The sequence below is a fragment of the Celeribacter ethanolicus genome, from assembly GCF_002407265.1.
GTDB classification, from domain to species: domain Bacteria; phylum Pseudomonadota; class Alphaproteobacteria; order Rhodobacterales; family Rhodobacteraceae; genus Celeribacter; species Celeribacter ethanolicus.
In genome coordinates, this window is the sequence record NZ_CP022196.1 from 1,633,693 (window position 1) to 1,650,917 (window position 17,225).

Consider the following 17,225-nt stretch of genomic DNA (forward strand, 5'->3'; position numbering starts at 1 on the left):
GATATGACTGACAACAAACGCATCGCGCTGTCTTCCGACCACGCCGCCATCGAGCTGCGTCAGGCCATTGCCGCCCATGTGGCAAGCCTTGGCTGGGAACCGGTGGACATCGGCCCGACCACACCGGAGAGCACGCATTACCCGAAACACGGCGAAGCGGCGGCGAAGCTTGTGGCCTCTGGAGATTGCCGGTTCGGCATCATCCTTTGTGGCACGGGTCAGGGCATCATGCTGGCTGCGAACAAGGTCAAGGGCATCCGCTGCGGCGTCTGCTCGGAGGCCTATTCCGCCAAGATGCTGCGCCAGCACAACGACGCCAACATGCTGTCCATGGGATCGCGGGTGATCGGCGAAGGGCTTGCGCTCGACATCGTCGAGGCGTTCCTGTCGGCAGAGTTCGAAGGCGGCCGCCATGGCACGCGGGTCGATATGATCATGGAGATCGAGGGGTAAGACCCTCGCTCAGACCGGATTCGAAAAAGGCGCCTCTCGGGGCGCCTTTTGCGTTGCTTCAGCCGCCTCAGGCTTTGACGTAGACCCAGGCCGTTTTCCCGGAGCAGAGCCCCACTTCGATCCGCGTGTAATCGGACACCTCATAGCGATCCGCCGCCGCAAGCTCGCTTTCGGTGATCTCGAACACCATGCCCTCGACCCGATCCGACGGATCTGCCGACGGCATCACGACGGGATGGAACCGCTCACCGCTCTTTTCCAGCACCTCGGGATCGGTGATCTCGATCATCTCCTTGCGAAACCCGGGCATCGCATCCGTCTCGCCGTTCAACAGGCGCCCGAAAGAGGAAAGCTGCACCGGCTCGAGTTGCAGGGTGCCATAGGAAAACAGCAATACGTTTCGGGGGGCGGTCATGACAGGCTCTCTCTGAAAAAATGAAACTGCCAGCGCTCTACAAATGCGCGGACGGGGGCGCAAGCCGGTTTTGCGTCACTCCCCCTCCGGGAAACTCGCCAGAGCCTGCGCCAGATCGACGCCCTGCTCGCCCGAGGCCATCAGTCCCGCATAGGTGCCCTGCCGGTCTTCAAGGCTCTTGTGCTGGTTCACCTTCCACTTGCCTTCCAGACGCTCAGCGACAAAGCGCAACCCGACGATGCCGCGTTTCAGAGCGGCGACATAAGGCACGGGGGCATCCGCCACCGACCAGGGCTCCGCGCGGCCCGCCTCGTGCCGGTCGGTCAGCGCATCGAGATGCGCACCCAGCCCCTCCGTGTCATTGAATGTCTCGAAGGCGCCATGGGCATGGACCACGATATAGGCCCAGGTCGGCACGACTTTGCCATGCTCGTGTTTCGACGGGTAAAACGACGGTGAGATATAGGCCTGCGGTCCCTGAAAGATCAGAACGGAGCGCGCGCCCGCCAGTTTCCAGTGTGGATTTGCGCGCGCCAGATGGGTCTCGATCACCGACGCCCCGCCCTCCTCCCGCACCACAACCGGCACATGGCTGACCTCGATCCCCGCCTCATGCGGCGTGACAAGGGCCGCAAAGCCGATCTCCGTCATGACATGGCGCAGAACCTCGGGATCGTCGATGGCGGAATTGTTCGGTCGGTACATGGCGGTCTCCTGTTGCCCCGACCTAACACGCCTGCCACCGGACCGCACATGTTTTTGCCGCTGGCAGAAAGGTGCACGCAGGAAAAGCACCGAGCGCCCGTTTCCTTTGTGCCGCAAATACTCAAAACCGGTTCAGCCGCGCAGGTCCTTGGGGCTTTCCATCACGATGTAGGAGGTGATCGAGGCCACGTTCGGCACGGTCGCCAGGACCTCCGTATGAAAGCGCTTGTAGGCCTCAAGCCCTGCGGTCTCGATCCGCAGGAGATATTCGAAGGCGCCGGCGATGTTATGGCATTCCTTCACTTCGAACGCCGCCTCCATGGCGCGCTCGAAGCCCTTTTGCGCCTCCTTGCTATGGGCGGAGAGGCCAACGGCGATATAGGTCACGAACCCGCGTCCGGTCTTTTGCGGATCGGTCACGGCGCGGTAGCCTCGGATCACGCCGGAGCGTTCCAACTCACTGACCCGGCGCGAGGTGGCGGAAGGCGACAGGCCGACACGTTCGGCAAGTTCGAGGTTACTTTGCCGCCCGTCGCGCGACAGTTCGCGCAATATATCTTCGTCAATACGATCCATGGCCGTGTTTTCGTGCAAATTTTTGATATTCAGAACGATCTTTGCACGACCATTGCGCCGGAGGAAGGCTAATTTCACCGGTATGTGTTCTGGCATGGAAACTCACCGACATGGATATGACGCTCTTTCTCGCGCTTCTCGCTTTCGGCTTTGTCACCTCGGTGACGCCGGGGCCGAACAATCTCATGTTGCTGGCCTCGGGGGCGAATTTCGGCATCCGCCGCAGCCTGCCGCATATGTTCGGCATCGCCTTCGGGTTCACACTGATGGTGTTCATCGTGGGCCTTGGCCTTGCGGAAGCCTTCGAGACCTTCCCGGTGCTGCGGCAGGTGATGATGGTCGTGGCGGTGCTTTATATGCTCTGGCTGGCGTGGAAGATCGCGCATGCCGCAGCCCCCGGAGAGAAAGAGGCGACGGGCAAGCCGCTCAGTTTTTTGCAGGCGGCGGCGTTCCAGTGGGTCAATCCGAAAGCCTGGATTATGGCGATCAGCGCGCAGACCAATTACGCGCAGGACACGACATGGCTTGCTGCGGGGATCGTCGCTTTCGGATTTCTGCTGATGAACCTGCCGGCGATTTCGCTCTGGGCCTGGCTCGGGCAGGAAATCCGCCGTTTTCTGACCAATCCGCGGCGTTTGGTGGCGTTTAACTGGACGATGGCGGCACTTTTGGTCGCGTCCTTGCTGCCGATCCTTTTCCATTAAGAAACCGTCATATATGAGTGGTTAAAGCGGCGAGGCATTTGCGCCGCCGATGGCGGATTTCAAGAGACGGGAGGCAGGAGCGTATCATGAGCTTTGACAAGGATGCCCAGGACTGGCTGGAAGCGGAACTCGCGGACACGCTGGACGAGGAATGGGAGATTGAGCTCGAGGATTCGATCCTGTCGCGGGAGATCAAGAAGATTTACCAGAAAGAGCATCCGGATATGCTCGAACGGTCGATCTATTTCCGGGAATTGCTGCGGCTTCAGGCGGAGCTGATCAAGTTCCACGACTGGGTGCAAGAGACCGGGCAAAAGGTTGTCGTTCTGTTCGAAGGGCGCGACTCGGCGGGCAAGGGCGGCGTGATCAAGCGGATCACCCAGCGGCTCAATCCGCGCGTGGTGCGCGTGGTGGCGCTTCCGGCGCCGTCGGACCGGGAAAAATCGCAATGGTATTTCCAGCGCTATGTGCCGCATCTTCCGGCGGCGGGCGAGGTCGTGTTGTTCGACCGCTCGTGGTACAACCGCTCGGGTGTCGAACGCGTCATGGGCTTTGCCGATGAGGATCAGGTCGAACAGTTCTTTCAGGACGTTCCGGAGTTTGAGCGGATGCTGGTGCGCTCCGGTATCAAGGTGGTGAAATACTGGTTCTCGATCACCGACGAGGAACAGCAGATGCGCTTTCTGATGCGCATTCACGACCCGATGAAACAGTGGAAACTCTCGCCGATGGACCTGCAATCGCGCATCCGTTGGGAGGATTACACCAAGGCCAAGGAAGACACGTTCTTCCGCACCAACATCCCCGAAGCGCCTTGGTATATCGTTGAGGGCAATGACAAAAAACGCGCGCGGTTGAATTGCATCGACCATTTGCTGTCGCTGTTCGATTATCATGAAATCCCGCATGAGGAGATCCACCTGCCGGAACGGATCTACAAGAAGGATTACGAACGCGCCGTGCTGCCGCCAGAGCTTTACGTGCCGAAGAAATATTGAGCCGAAAATCTGAACGCGGGGGCGCGCGCGTGCCACCACGCTAAAACGTGATACACGCGGAGGCTTCCCCGCCGCCGCGCCCTGCCCTATATCGGTCTCATGTTCGGCGATTTTCTCAAAACCCTGCTGCAACCGCAGCCTGCCCGGCTTCCGGATACGGACGCGCGTCTGGCCTTGGCCGCACTTTTGGTGCGGGTGGCCCGCGCCGATGGGCGCTATGACCCGGAAGAGGCGGAACGGATCGCGAAAGTGCTGATGAGCCGCTACGCGCTGTCGCCGTTCGAGGCGGCGAAGCTCCGGGGGGAGGCCGAGCAGTTGGAGGCGGAGGCCCCCGACACCGTGCGCTTCACCCGTGCCATCAAGGAGGCGGTGCCGTTCGAAGAACGGATCGGCGTGCTGGAGGGGCTCTGGTCCGTGGTTCTCGCCGATGGCAAGCGTGACGAGGGTGAAGACGCGCTTTTGCGGCTGGTGTCGAACCTTCTGGGTATCAACGATCGCGACAGCGCCTTGGCTCGCCAAAGGATCGAGGCGCGACAGTAACCCGCCTGACGTCGGGGAATCGTCGCCGCGCGTTTCTGCCTGCATGATCTCCCGAATTGCCCGTTTCATGAGCCTTACTGCCCTTTAACGGGACAAAGCACGCGCTTTTCGCCCAAGGGCTGTGCGCCGCCCCGCGATTTGATCAAAACTCGGGCAGAACCCCACGGCACTTCGCCGTTCATTGTTGCATCTGCTGAAAGTTTAGCCCTAACTCTTGGCAATGTTGACCAATAACTCAAATCCCGCGACGCCCGTCATCGAGATCCGTGACCTGCACAAGGCCTATGGCGATCTCGAAGTTCTCAAGGGCGTGTCCATGACCGCCCCGCGCGGCCATGTGACCTCGCTTATCGGCTCCTCCGGTTCGGGCAAATCCACGCTTTTGCGCTGCGCCAACCTGTTGGAGGACAGCCAGCGGGGCGAAATTCTGTTCGAGGGCGAACCGATTTCGTGGAAGGGCGAGGGGCTGCATCGTCGCCCGTCTGACCCCAAACAGGTGATGCGCATCCGCACCAACCTGTCGATGGTGTTCCAGCAATTCAATCTCTGGGCGCATCTGACGGTGCTTGAGAATGTCATGGAAGCACCGGTCACGGTCTTGGGACGCGACCGCAAGGAGGTCGAGGAAAAGGCCCGGATGTATCTCGACAAGGTGGGGATCGGCGACAAATGCGATGTCTACCCGGCGCAGATGTCCGGCGGGCAGCAACAACGGGCGGCGATTGCCCGCGCGCTCTGCATGGAGCCGCGCGCGCTTTTGTTCGACGAGCCGACCTCGGCGCTCGATCCGGAGCTTGAGCAAGAGGTGATCAAGGTGATCAAGGCGCTGGCGGAAGAGGGCCGGACGATGATCATCGTGACGCACGACATGCGCATGGCCTCCGACATCTCGGACCATGTGATTTTCCTTCATCAGGGGCTGATCGAGGAAGAGGGACATCCCTCCGACCTGTTCGGCGCCCCGAAATCCGAACGTCTGAAACAGTTCCTGAGCGCGACTGTTCCGGCCTAACCACAATCTGCGCTGACTATTGGGGAGTACCACATGAAGAAGATCCTTCTTTCCGCCGCCGCCCTGGCTTTGCTGGCCGGTGCAGCAAGCGCCGAGACCGTGCGTCTGGGCACGGAGGGCGCCTACCCTCCGTACAACTACATCGACGACAACGGCGAAGTGGCCGGGTTCGAACGCGTGCTGGGCGATGAGCTTTGCAAACGTGCCGAGCTTGAGTGCACCTGGGTGACCAACGACTGGGACAGCATCATCCCGAACCTGCTCTCCGGCAATTACGACACGATCATCGCCGGCATGTCGATCACCGACGAGCGCAAGGAGAAGGTGGACTTCTCGCAGAACTACACCCCGCCGTCGGCCTCCGCCTATGCGGCGATGAGCGAAGGCGTGGATGTGGACGGCGGCATCGTCGCGGCGCAGGCCTCCACGATTCAGGCCGCGCATGTGGTAGAAACCGGTGCGACCCTGCTTGAATTCCCGAACTTCGAGGACAGCGTCGCCGCCGTGACCTCCGGCGAGGCCGATGCGGTTCTGGCCGACAAGGACACGTTGATGCCGGTCGTCGGCGAAGGCACCCTGATGTTCGTGGGCGAAGATGTTCCGCTCGGCGGCGGCATCGGCATGGCCTTCCGCAAATCCGACCCGGAGCTGCGCGCCAAATTCGACGCGGCGATCCAGTCCATGAAGGACGACGGCTCCCTGAACGCGCTGATCAAGGAATGGCTCGAAGACAGCCCGACCTTCTGATCGGACCTTCCGAGGCGGGGCGTTCGCGCCCCGCCACACGTCCCCCTGCCCAACAGGTGTCCCATCTTTTCCTATTGCGCCGATCCTGACACGCTCGACCGCCTGCATTGGCTGAGCTGTTACCTGACGACCGGGAAGCATATGGCTTTCTACACCTCCTTCGGGACGGTGCTCTTGCTTCTGGCCGTGACCGCGCCGCTGGCGCTGGCCTTCGGCTTTGCTGCCGCCGCCGGATCACGGTCGCATTTTTTCCCGCTGAAATGGCTGTCGAACATCTACATGGCCATCGTGCGCGGTGTGCCGGACATCGTGTTTTTCCTGTTTTTCGTCATCGCTCTCGATCAGGCCTTCGAATGGACACGGCATCAGGTGCTCTGTCCCGACTGGGATCAGCCGATCCGGCAGGGCAATGATTTCATCGTCTGCCCGGCGGCCAAGCTGCCGCTGAATTCCGCACCCGAGATCTATCACCAGATTTACGGCTTCGGCCTTGCCGTGCTGACCTTTGCCATCGTGTTCGGCGCCTTTGCGGGCAATGTTTTGGCGGGGGCGTTCAAGGCGGTGCCGCATGGCCAGATCGAAACCGCCGAAGCCTATGGCATGACCCGGCGCCAGACCTTCTGGCGGATCATGGTGCCGCAGATGTGGACCTATGCGATCCCCGGCCTGTCGAACCTCTGGATGGTGCTGATCAAGGCCACGCCTTTGCTGTTCCTTCTGGGTGTCGAGGATGTGGTTTATTGGGCGCGCGAGCTTGGCAACACCAAGACGGCGCGGTTCACCGATTATCCCCATGGCGACTGGCGGGTGTATTATTTCTTCGGGCTGCTGGTGTTCTACCTGCTGTTCACGAAACTGTCGGAAGTGGTGCTCGCCCGGATCACCCGCAAACTGTCTCATGGTCAGGCCACAGCCGCCGGTGAGGCGATGCGCAAGGCGGGAGCAAACGCATGAGTTGTTCCGAAACCTTTGCAAGCTATGCCTTCCGCTCCTTGGGCTTTGGCGAACGCCGCCTGCCCGTCTCCGACATCACGCTCTGCGATCAGGTGACCCTGATCGGGTCGGGGATGATCTGGAACATCTATTTCGGGATTCTGGCGATCCTGCTGGGGTTCTTCACCTCGCAGGCCCTGGCGCTGGCGAAGACCTCGTCCAATCCGCTGATCCGCAAACCCACAGAGTGGTTCATTTTCGTGTTTCGCGGCTCGCCCTTGTTCATCCAGTTCTTCTTCGCCTACTTCCTGTTCCTGACGATCAAGCAATCGGTGCCGATGCTGAGCGATCTGACGAACGCGTGGCTGGGGGCTGCGATCGTCTTGTGGTTCAACACCACGGCCTATTCCGCCGAGATCTTCTATGGCGCGCTGATGGCGATCCCCAAAGGCGATCTTGAGGCCGCCGATGCCTATGGCTTTACCGGGTTCAAACGCTTCCGCCGCATCGTCTGGCCGACCATGATGCGGCTCGCCTGGCCCGCCTATACGAACGAGGCGATTTTCATCTTCCACTCGACAACGCTCGTGTTCCTCTCCGGTTTCCCGGCCTTGCAGCAAAAGGGCGACGCCCTTTATTACGCCTCCTATTTTGCCGACAAGACCTTCAACCCGTTCATCCCCTACCCGATCCTCGCGGGCTATTTCGTCGTGGCGACGCTCTGCATCATCACGGTCTATGGCCTGATCGGAAAGCGGCTGAACCGCCACCTTCCGCAACCTCGCCAGAAACGGCCCCGGATGCTGGCGCAAATCTTTCGTTAATGGTGTCTCATGACTTCCCCCCACAGCTGGCTTGCCCAGAATCCCGACGTTAAAACCATCCGCATCGCGGCGGCTGACCTCAACGGTCAGGCCCGCGGCAAGCGCATGTCCGCGCGCTATGCCGACAAGGTGGAAACCGAGGGCACGCGCTTTCCCCTCTCCGTTCTGAACCTCGACATTTGGGGTGAAGACATCGAGAACAGCCCGCTGGTATTCGAGAGCGGCGACAAGGACGGGGTTTTGCTGCCGACCGAGCGCGGGTTCATTCCGATGCCCTGGCTCGAAGGGCCGACGGCGCTGTTGCAGATGTGGATGTTCCATGAGGACGGGCGGCCATTCGATGGCGATCCGCGTCAGGTGCTGGCGCGTGTGCTGGAGCGTTACAAGGCCAAGGGGCTGACCCCTGTTGTGGCGACCGAGCTGGAATTCTACCTTGTCGATGACAGCTCACGGCAGCTGCGTGTGCCGCGCTCGCCGCGCTCTGGCAAACGCCGTCCGGGGGCGGAAACGCTGGCGCTCCGGGCGCTCGACTCGTTCGACCGGTTCTTCACCGATCTCTACGAGGCCTGCGAGGCGATGGACATCCCGGCGGATACGGCGATTTCCGAAGCGGGGCTTGGGCAGTTCGAGATCAACCTCGTGTATTCCCCAGATGCGCTCAAGGCCGCCGATGACGCGTGGCTTTTCAAGCTGATGGTCAAGGGGCTGGCGCGCAAACATGGCTTTGCCGCCTCCTTCATGGCGAAACCCTACGACGAATATGCCGGGAACGGTATGCACACCCATTTCTCGATGCTCGATGAGAACGGCGACAATATCTTTGACGATGGCACGGCCGCAGGCACGGATATGATGCGCCATGCGATTGCCGGGTGCCTTGCGGCGATCCCGGCGTCGACCATCCTGTTTGCACCGCATGGCAATTCCTACGACCGTCTGGTGCCCGGGGCGCACGCGCCCACCCGGATCTGCTGGGGCTATGACAACCGCACGGCGGCCGTGCGCGTGCCGGGCGGCTCGCACAAGGCGCGGCGGATCGAACACCGGGTGTCGGGCGGCGATGTGAACCCGCATCTGATGATCGCGGCCATCCTTGGCGCGGCTTTGATCGGCATGGAAGACAAGATGACAGCCCCGCCACCGATCACCGGCAATGCCTATGCGCAGGAGTTGCCGGAGATGCCAGGCGACTGGGGCACGGCGATTGCCGAGTTCGAAACCTCGGAGATGATGCGCCGCATCTTCCCGGCGGAACTGATCCAGAACCTGACGCTGACCAAACGTCAGGAGCTTCGCGACTGGATGGAGCTGACCCCCGAGGAGCAGGTGGAGCTTTATCTGGACACGGTCTGAGCGGCTCCCGATGTTTTTGATCAAATTTCTGCGCTTTGCCGCCTGCCCTCTTGTCGGGTGCGCGGCGAAGCGCTAGCGTCGGATCATTCCAAAGCTCTTGGTGACTTATGAAACTCGGCATTCTGCAATGCGGACACGCGCCCGACCCCGTCGCGCAAATTCACGGGGATTTTCCACTGATGTTCAAACGGCTCTTCGACCGGCCAGATTTTTCCTATGAGGCCTGGGACGTCGAGCATATGGATTTCCCGAAAGGCCCGGAGGATGCCGACGCCTGGCTCCTGACCGGTTCGCGCCACGGCGCCTATGAGGATCACCCGTTCATCAAACCGCTCGAAGCGCTGATCCGCGACATTCATGCCTCCGGCCGACGCATGACCGGGATCTGTTTCGGCCATCAGATCATCGCCACGGCGCTTGGCGGCACGGTGGAGAAATTCAAAGGCGGCTGGGCCGTCGGACGGCAGGCCTATGACATCGCGCCTCTCGGGCCGATCCATCTCAATGCCTGGCATCAGGATCAGGTCACGACGCTGCCCGAAGGAGCCGAAGTTCTGGGCGGCAACGCGTTCTGCGAAAACGCGGCGCTGGTCTATGGCGACAGCATCCTGACCATTCAGCCCCACCCGGAACTGAGCAATCCGATCATCGCCGATTACATTTCCTCGCGCATGGGTAATCCGGCCTATCCGCTCGCCCTCATGGAGCGTGCGCAGGAAGAGAACACACTGCCCACCGACGACAAACGCTTTGCCGATCTGATGGTGGATTTTCTGACCCGCGGCCGGGAGGCGCTTTGACCATGGAATTTCTCGACAAACTGCCGCAGGCGGCGCTGGACTTCATGGACGGGCGCAAACTCGACGAGGTGGAATGCATCGTCGCCGACCTGTCCGGCATCGCGCGCGGCAAGGCCATGCCCGCGATGAAATTCGAAAAGCAAAAGCATTTCTACCTGCCGAACTCGATCTTCTTGCAGTCGATCAACGGCGACTGGGTGGAAGATGCGGATGCGCCCTTCACCGAACCGGACATGGTTCTGGTTCCGGATTTCGAGACCGCGACCGCTGCCCCCTGGACCGCCGACTGCACGCTTCAGGTCATTCACGATGTGCTCGATCAAAGCGGCCAGATGGTCCCGGTCGCGCCGCGCAACGTGCTGAAACGCGTGGTGCAGCTTTATCACGAACAGGGCTGGGACCCGATCGTGGCGCCCGAAATGGAGTTCTTCCTCGTCGCGAAGAACACCGATCCGAACCAACCCGTCGAACCGCCGATTGGCCGCACGGGTCGCCGCGCGGCGCAGCGGCAGGCCTATTCCATGTCGGCGGTCGATGAATACGGGCCGATCATTGACGATATTTACGACTTTGCCGAAGCGCAGGGGCTTGAGATCGACGGCATCCTGCAAGAGGGCGGCGCCGGGCAGATCGAGATGAACCTGCGCCATGGCGATCCGGTGAAACTGGCCGATGAGATGTTCTATTTCAAACGGCTGATCCGCGAGGCCGCGCTGCGTCACGATTGTTTCGCGACCTTCATGGCGAAACCCATTCAGGACGAGCCGGGGTCTGCGATGCACATCCACCATTCGGTGGTGGACATCAACACGGGCGAGAACATCTTTTCCAACCCGGACGGATCGGAATCCGAGGCCTTCCTGCATTTCATCGCGGGGCTGCAAAACCACCTCGCCTCCACGATTGCGATCCATGCGCCCTATGTGAACAGCTATCGCCGTTACGTCCGCGATTTCGCCGCGCCGATCAACCTCGAATGGGGCCGCGACAACCGCACCACCGGGCTGCGCGTGCCGATCTCCGGCCCCGAGGCGCGGCGCATCGAGAACCGCCTGCCGGGGATGGACGTCAACCCCTACCTGTCGATTGCCGCCTCGCTGGCCTGTGGGTATCTCGGCCTCATGGAACGGCGCGAACCGCGGGCGGAATATGTCGGCGACGCTTACGATTCCGCCGAGGGCATCCCGGAAACGCTAGCCTCCGCACTCGACCTGCTCGAAGGCGCGACACAGATGCAGGAGGTCTTGGGCAAGGATTTCGTGCGGGTCTACACCACTGTGAAACGGGCCGAGAACGAAGCCTATCTTCAGGTCATTTCCCCCTGGGAGCGCGAGCATCTTTTGCTCAACGTGTGAGCCAAATCACAGACCAAGACAAAGGGGGCCGATTTGCCCCCTTTTTCGCACGCATTTCCATGAAGCTTTTGCGAAATTTCGCCTGCCGCCCGGCGAGGGAGTAGATTTCCGACCTCACAACACTTACAGTTATTCTGAAAGAAGAATTTCAAAAAGGTGAAATCATGAGTCTCGGGCCCAATGTCTACGACGCCGAACCGATCCCCGAAGAAGCGCGCGAGATTGTCGAACAGCTTCTGAGCTCGGGCGATCTGTTCCGCTACACCGCGCCGGGCAATGCGCCCGTGACGCTGTTGGAGCGCGAATTCGCCGAGATGCTGGGTGCGAAATACGCTCTTGCCGTGGCCTCCTGCTCCGCCGCGCTGTTCCTGTCGCTCAAGGCGCTGAACCTGCCGCGTGACGCCAAGGTTCTGATCCCGGCCTTCACCTTTGCCGCCGTGCCCTCCTCCATCGTGCATGCCGATTGCAAGCCGGTTCTGGTCGAGTGCAACGACAATTACCGGATCGACCTCGACGATTTCCACGCCAAGATCGAAACCGCCGATGCGGTGATGATTTCCCACATGCGCGGCCATACCTCTGACATGGATGCGATCAAGGCCGCCTGCGACGCCAAGGGCATTCCGCTCATCGAAGACGCCGCCCACTCGCTCGGCACCGTCTGGGACGGCCAGAACATCGGCACCATCGGCAAGATCGGCTGTTTCTCCTTCCAGTCCTACAAGCTTTTGAACGCTGGCGAAGGTGGCATCATGATCACCGACGATCCGGAAATCATGGCCCGCGCGGTGATCATGTCCGGCGCCTATGAGCACAACTGGGCGAAGCACAACCCACAGCGCGACAATGCGCTCTCCGCCGAATTCGCCAAGTGGCAAAACCAACTGCCGCTCTACAACACCCGGCTGTCGAACATGTCCGCCGTGCTGGTGCGCCCGCAGTTGAAAGAGGTGCCGCGCCGCGTCGCCGACGGGCGCCGCAACCACGATTACACCGCCGCGCGTCTTGAAACCTCGCCGCATCTGACCGTGCCCGCGAAGCTCGACAAGGAGCTGCGTGCGCCGGACAGCCTCCAGTTCAACCTCGTGGACTTCTCCCGCGAAGAGGCGCTGGCCTTCCAGAGCGCCGCCAAAGCGCGCGGTGTGTCCGTTCAGGTCTTTGGCCTCTCGACCGACAACGCCCGCGCCTTCTGGAACTGGCAGTTCCTGGGCGAAACGCCCGATCTGCCGAAAACCCGCGAGATGCTGTCGAAAGCCTGCGACACCCGGCTTCCGGCACGTCTCACGGAAGAGGATTGCGACTTCATCGCCGACGCGCTTCTGGCCGCGGCCGGAGAGGTCAAGGGCGTGCGGGTCGCAGCCGAATAAGCCCACACTGCTCCGCAAGACTTTGACGCCTTCCCACCGGGGAGGCGTTTTGCATTACAGAATCTTGAGATAGCCGCCGAGCCACGGATAGGTCGCAACCATTGGATCGACCACCTGCGCCTGCAACAGCGGAACGAGTTGATCGGCCACTTCACGCGCCATTTCCGACATGCCGTCGTGGCGCACGGTCAGCGAGATTTGCCGCGACAAGGGCGCGACCGGAAGGGGAATGGCCTCGATCTGGTCGGCATAGCGTCCGGCGTTGAGCACCCCCAGCGAAGACAGGATGGTCCAGCCCGTGCCGCCCGCCACCATGGCGATCATCGCGCGGTAACTGTCGAGCTCGAAGCGATGTGTGAGCGTCATGCCCTGCACTGCCAGATGTTCGGCGAGCATCCGTCCCATGGCATGGCGGCGGGTGTACTGGATCAGCGGCAGCTCCTTCACCGCCGCATGGCGCCCTTTCGGCACCACGGCCACGAACGGATCCTGCAACAAGGGATGGCTCTCCGACCAGTCCCCACCGTCACTGAGTTCGGCGGCGACGATCACATCGAGCGCACGGTTTTCCAGCCGGTCGAGCAACCGGTGCGACGGACCGGTCTCAAGCTCGAAGCGGGTTTCGGTGAGACGATCCGCCATCTGGGTGATCAGCAAGGGGGTCACGGAGGATTCGAAATCCTCCACCATGCCGAGACGCAATTGCGCGAGATGGCTCAGATCCAGCCCGGCGATCTCGGAACGCGCACGGGCCGCTTCGAGCAGGATGCTCTGCGCCCGGCGCCGCAGAACCCGGCCCGCAGGCGTCAGTGACATCGGCCGTTCACGACGGTTGATCAGCTCGGTGCCCAGCGCGGTCTCCAGATTGGAGATCTGTTGCGACACGGCAGAGGGTGAGGCACCGAGACGCTTGGCAGCCGCGGACACGGAGCCCTCCTCGGAGACGGCGAGAAACACCTCGACACCCCAAAGCGTCAAACGTCCGACCTTGTCGCTCATGATGCCCCCCGTTTCCTTTGCTGATCCAAATACTCAAAAAAGCTCACAGAAAAAAGAAAACCCCGCAGGTTGCGGGGTTTGTCCGGGGTCATGTGGCGCGATCACGACAGCTTGGACAGCTTTTCCTGAAGCTCAGCGAACTGCTTCTTGATCTCGCCGAGATCTTCGCCCCCTTCAGGCGTGTCCTGTTTCGGTGTGGACCAGTTCTTGCCCATGCCGCCGGTCATCGCCTTCAGGAAGGCCTCCTGCTGGGCCTGAAGCGCTTCGAAACCGGGAATTTGCGGCATTTGCGTGCCGAAATTCTGCATCATCTGCTCCTGGCCCTGACGCAGCATGTCGAAGCTCTGCGCCAGAAACTGCGGCACGACGGATTGGATGTCGGTGGTGTAGCTGCGCACGAGATCGGTCAGCACGCCCAGAGGCAGCACACTTTCCCCACGGCTTTCGTGTTCGGCGATGATCTGCAACAGGTACTGGCGCGTGAGATCGTCACCGGATTTCAGGTCCACGATTTGCACGTCGCGGCCCTCGCGGATGAACCCCGCGATGTCTTCGAGTGTGACGTAATCGGAGGTCTCCGTGTTGTAGAGACGTCTCGAAGCATAGCGTTTGATCAGCAAAGGATCTTTCTTGTCGGCCATTTGGGCTCCCCTCCCTAAGGCGTTTCCTGCGAACACGCCGCCGGTTTTTCTCGCCGGAATGTCCCGTCGGAGTTTTTATCGAATGTCCGGAATTCCCGGAAAACGTCGTCAGCGGTTCACAAACAGGGCGTCTTCCCATCCGGGACGGACGCCGTATTGGCAATGCAGCAAGCCTATGCGAGCGATTTTTCAAAAGCAAAAGAAATCAGGATGTTTTTGTTACCGCAACCAGAAGAACCGCTTTTGCAGATGCGAAAACGGGCCCCGCAGATGGGGGCCCGTTCATGATCCACGTTTCCAGGGAGGAGGAGAAACGCGGAGAGGTAAGGGATGCCTTACTTCGCAGTCGCTTTTTTCGCGGCTTTGGTCATCTCGTCCGTCGCTTTTTTCGCGGCGGCAGTCATGTCTTCGCCCATGTCCTTGCCGGCAGCCAGAACCAGCTCGATGGTTTCCATCTGGACTTTTTTCGCGACTTCGGCAAAGGCGGCCATGTTCTCGGCGGCCATTTCGGCCTGAACGGAGGCGAACTCGGTCAGCGCCTTGGTGTAATCGGCGGGTTCTTCCTTGACGGCGGTCATGTCGGAAACTTTCGCCAGGGTGTCCTTGGTCCATTTGGACGACAGCTCGGTGGATTTCTCGGCGGCTTCGATGGCCACTTTCGAGAGTTTTTCGGCGAAAGACGCCTGGGTTTTGAAGCTTTCCTGCATCGCGGACATGTCGAGCGGGAAGTTGCCCATCATGTCTTTCATCATCTTGGTGAAATCGTCGGTCTTGGCCATGTCACATATCCTTCTGGCTTTGGGTGCGAAAGCGGCCCGTTCCGGGTTTTCGCTGGTGATGCGCGCTTTGGCATCATGCCTTTGCTGCGCTTGCCATAGAATATGCATGCTGCACCGCAGAAAATCAAGAGATTTATGCTGCAGTGCAGAAATATACCCAAAACGACGCAGTCTCAGACGGTTATCTCAGGGAGTCGCCGTCATCTTCACATAGGTGCCGGGGGCCGGAGCGAGAATCTCCCGTCCCGAATCGCCCGGAACCCGCGCAGGCACCATCTTGCCCGACTTCGGTTTGAGCCAGGCCTCCCAGGTCGGCCACCACGACCCCTTGTGAAACTCCGCCCCGGCCTGCCAGTCCTCCGGCGACAGGGTCATGTCCGGGTTGGTGTAATGGCCGTATTTGCCTTTCGAGGGCGGGTTGACGATCCCGGCGATATGACCGCTTTCGGAAAGGAGGAAGGTCTTGTTCTTCGAGCCCATCTGACGGATGCCGTTATAAGAGCTTTTCCACGCCGCGATGTGATCTGTCTCGCAGCCGATGGCACAGAGCGGCACATTGACCTCGGAGAGATGCACGGTGGTGCCGCAGACCTTATAGCCCACGGTGGCGAATTCGTCGCGCTGGGTCAGACCGCGCAGGTATTCTACCGCCATCTTTCCGGGAAGGTTCGTGGCATCGCCGTTCCAGTACAGAAGATCGAAGGCGGGCGGCGCCTCCCCCATCATGTAGCTGCGGATCGCGGGCTGATAGATCAGGTCGTTCGAGCGCAGATAGGAGAAGGTGCGGTTCATGTAGAGCGATTTCATGAGACCGGTCCGCTTCGCCTCCGCCTCGATCGCATCGACGAAATCGTCATCGAGGAAGACCCCGAATTCGCCCTGATCGGAGAAATCGGTCAGCGTGGTGAAGAAGGTGGCGGATTTGACCGAGCTGTCCTTGCGTTGCTTCATCAGCGCCAGTGTCAGCGACAGGGTCGTGCCCGCGATGCAATAGCCGATGACGTTGATCTTCGGCTCGGAGGTGATCTCCTTGACCTGTGCGATGGCGGTGAGGAAGCCTTCCTCGACATATTGGTCCATGCCGACCTCGGCATAGCCCTCATTCGGGTTGACCCAGGAGACGACGAAGACGGTATAGCCCTGATCGACGATCCACTTGATCAGCGAATTCTGTTCGCGCAGGTCGAGAATGTAGAATTTGTTGATCCAGGGCGGGAAGAGCAGAAGCGGAATCTTGTGCACCGTTTCGGTCGTCGGCGCATATTGGATCAGTTCGAACATCCGGTTACGGAACACCACGGAGCCCTCCGTCGTGGCGATGTTCTCGCCCAGTTTGAAGGCCTCCTTGTTGGCGAGATTGACGACCAGCTCGCCGTGGTGATCCTCCAGATCGCGCACCAGATTCTCGAGCCCTTTCACGAGGCTTTCGCCCTCGGTCTCCACCGCATGCTGAAGCGCATCCGGGTTGGTGGCGAGGAAATTCGTCGGTGCCATCATGTTGATGAGCTGCTTGGTGAAATAATCCACCCGCTTGCGGTCGTGCCCGTCGAGAAGTTCGAGATCACTCACCGCCTCATGCAGGGCGTCCGAATTCATCAGATATTGCTGTTTAAGGAAGTTGAAGAACGGGTTCGTTTCCCAGAGCGGGTTGGCGAAGCGGCGGTCCTTCGGCGTCTCGTCGGGCGGCGGGGTCAGATTGCCCTGCGCAAGACGGTTCTGTGCCTCGATGTAATGCTTGAGGGTCTTGCCCCAATAGCCCACCTGATGCTCGATGACCCGGGCCGGGTTGTTCATCATCTCGGCCATGTAGGCACTCGCGGCCTTGACGAAAAGCTCCTGCCCCGGCCCCTGCAGGGCGGGGGGAATCGGTTTCTTTTGTGCAAGCGCAGCAGCCAGCCGGGACGACAATTCCTCAATCTTCAGGATATTGGCGTTGAGTTTGTCCAGATCCAACGTCTTTTCAACTGTGTTCTCAGGCGTTTTAACAGCTCCGTCCCCTGTCATCACGCATCCTCCCAATATTT

The 17,225-nt window shown here is 60.6% G+C and carries 19 protein-coding genes; 12 read left to right on the top strand and 7 right to left on the bottom strand.

The annotated features are described in order from the left end of the window. Positions 1 to 3 precede the first annotated feature (3 nt). Complete coding sequence (rpiB, locus tag CEW89_RS07975; RefSeq protein WP_096805518.1) at positions 4 to 453, top strand: ribose 5-phosphate isomerase B; 450 nt, start codon at positions 4 to 6, stop codon at positions 451 to 453. A gap of 67 nt (positions 454 to 520) precedes the next feature. On the opposite strand, the gene CEW89_RS07980 is transcribed toward rpiB, so the two are convergent. The 3 genes from CEW89_RS07980 to CEW89_RS07990 form a co-directional block, all read right to left on the bottom strand. Beyond that, positions 521 to 868 (bottom strand): gamma-glutamylcyclotransferase family protein, encoded by a 348-nt coding sequence (locus CEW89_RS07980; RefSeq protein WP_066704364.1) that lies wholly within the window; start codon positions 866 to 868, stop codon positions 521 to 523. A 75-nt stretch (positions 869 to 943) separates the two neighbouring features. Further along, on the bottom strand, positions 944 to 1,573 hold the full coding sequence (locus CEW89_RS07985; RefSeq protein WP_096805519.1) for an FMN-binding negative transcriptional regulator: 630 nt from the start codon (positions 1,571 to 1,573) through the stop codon (positions 944 to 946). A gap of 132 nt (positions 1,574 to 1,705) precedes the next feature. Further along, positions 1,706 to 2,149, bottom strand: coding sequence for an Lrp/AsnC family transcriptional regulator (locus tag CEW89_RS07990; protein ID WP_096807166.1), 444 nt, complete (start codon positions 2,147 to 2,149; stop codon positions 1,706 to 1,708). A 110-nt stretch (positions 2,150 to 2,259) separates the two neighbouring features. On the opposite strand from CEW89_RS07990, the gene CEW89_RS07995 reads away from it, so the two are divergent. The 11 genes from CEW89_RS07995 (at position 2,260) to CEW89_RS08045 (ending at position 12,782) form a co-directional block, all read left to right on the top strand. Continuing rightward, the gene (locus tag CEW89_RS07995) at positions 2,260 to 2,853 is read left to right on the top strand and encodes a LysE family translocator (RefSeq protein ID WP_066704370.1); all 594 of its coding nucleotides are present in this window, start codon (positions 2,260 to 2,262) and stop codon (positions 2,851 to 2,853) included. 86 nt (positions 2,854 to 2,939) lie between these two features. Next, a complete protein-coding gene (gene ppk2, locus CEW89_RS08000; RefSeq protein WP_096805520.1) occupies positions 2,940 to 3,851 on the top strand; it encodes a polyphosphate kinase 2 in 912 nt (303 codons plus the stop codon). Between the two features lie 99 nt (positions 3,852 to 3,950). Next, positions 3,951 to 4,391 carry a tellurite resistance TerB family protein gene (locus CEW89_RS08005; protein WP_096805521.1) on the top strand — a complete coding sequence of 147 codons (441 nt, stop codon included), beginning with the start codon at positions 3,951 to 3,953 and terminating at the stop codon, positions 4,389 to 4,391. A gap of 220 nt (positions 4,392 to 4,611) precedes the next feature. Continuing rightward, positions 4,612 to 5,403, top strand: coding sequence for an ABC transporter ATP-binding protein (locus CEW89_RS08010; protein ID WP_096805522.1), 792 nt, complete (start codon positions 4,612 to 4,614; stop codon positions 5,401 to 5,403). A 33-nt stretch (positions 5,404 to 5,436) separates the two neighbouring features. Then, complete coding sequence (locus CEW89_RS08015; RefSeq protein ID WP_096805523.1) at positions 5,437 to 6,150, top strand: transporter substrate-binding domain-containing protein; 714 nt, start codon at positions 5,437 to 5,439, stop codon at positions 6,148 to 6,150. A gap of 63 nt (positions 6,151 to 6,213) precedes the next feature. After that, entirely contained in the window at positions 6,214 to 7,104 is an 891-nt protein-coding gene (locus CEW89_RS08020) for an ABC transporter permease (protein ID WP_096805524.1), read from the top strand. Next, positions 7,101 to 7,907 (top strand): ABC transporter permease, encoded by an 807-nt coding sequence (locus CEW89_RS08025; RefSeq protein WP_096805525.1) that lies wholly within the window; start codon positions 7,101 to 7,103, stop codon positions 7,905 to 7,907. The genes CEW89_RS08020 and CEW89_RS08025 overlap by 4 nt, the downstream gene beginning before the upstream one ends. Positions 7,908 to 7,916: 9 nt before the next feature. Beyond that, entirely contained in the window at positions 7,917 to 9,260 is a 1,344-nt protein-coding gene (locus CEW89_RS08030; protein WP_066704392.1) for a glutamine synthetase family protein, read from the top strand. A gap of 179 nt (positions 9,261 to 9,439) precedes the next feature. Beyond that, complete coding sequence (locus CEW89_RS08035; protein WP_425321025.1) at positions 9,440 to 10,060, top strand: type 1 glutamine amidotransferase; 621 nt, start codon at positions 9,440 to 9,442, stop codon at positions 10,058 to 10,060. 2 nt (positions 10,061 to 10,062) lie between these two features. Next, the gene (locus CEW89_RS08040) at positions 10,063 to 11,415 is read left to right on the top strand and encodes a glutamine synthetase family protein (protein WP_066704395.1); all 1,353 of its coding nucleotides are present in this window, start codon (positions 10,063 to 10,065) and stop codon (positions 11,413 to 11,415) included. A 164-nt stretch (positions 11,416 to 11,579) separates the two neighbouring features. After that, on the top strand, positions 11,580 to 12,782 hold the full coding sequence (locus CEW89_RS08045) for a DegT/DnrJ/EryC1/StrS family aminotransferase (RefSeq protein ID WP_096805526.1): 1,203 nt from the start codon (positions 11,580 to 11,582) through the stop codon (positions 12,780 to 12,782). 54 nt (positions 12,783 to 12,836) lie between these two features. Here the strand turns inward: CEW89_RS08045 and CEW89_RS08050 are convergent, their stop codons facing one another. The 4 genes from CEW89_RS08050 to phaC all read right to left on the bottom strand — a co-directional run bounded on the left by CEW89_RS08050 (position 12,837) and on the right by phaC (position 17,205). Further along, on the bottom strand, positions 12,837 to 13,781 hold the full coding sequence (locus CEW89_RS08050) for a LysR family transcriptional regulator (protein WP_066704401.1): 945 nt from the start codon (positions 13,779 to 13,781) through the stop codon (positions 12,837 to 12,839). Positions 13,782 to 13,882: 101 nt separating this feature from the next. After that, positions 13,883 to 14,422 (bottom strand): polyhydroxyalkanoate synthesis repressor PhaR, encoded by a 540-nt coding sequence (gene phaR, locus CEW89_RS08055; RefSeq protein WP_096805527.1) that lies wholly within the window; start codon positions 14,420 to 14,422, stop codon positions 13,883 to 13,885. Between the two features lie 335 nt (positions 14,423 to 14,757). After that, a complete protein-coding gene (locus tag CEW89_RS08060; protein WP_066704405.1) occupies positions 14,758 to 15,201 on the bottom strand; it encodes a Phasin in 444 nt (147 codons plus the stop codon). A 186-nt stretch (positions 15,202 to 15,387) separates the two neighbouring features. Next, positions 15,388 to 17,205: a class I poly(R)-hydroxyalkanoic acid synthase gene (gene phaC, locus CEW89_RS08065; RefSeq protein WP_096805528.1), complete on the bottom strand. Its 1,818-nt coding sequence runs from the start codon at positions 17,203 to 17,205 to the stop codon at positions 15,388 to 15,390. Positions 17,206 to 17,225 lie beyond the last annotated feature (20 nt).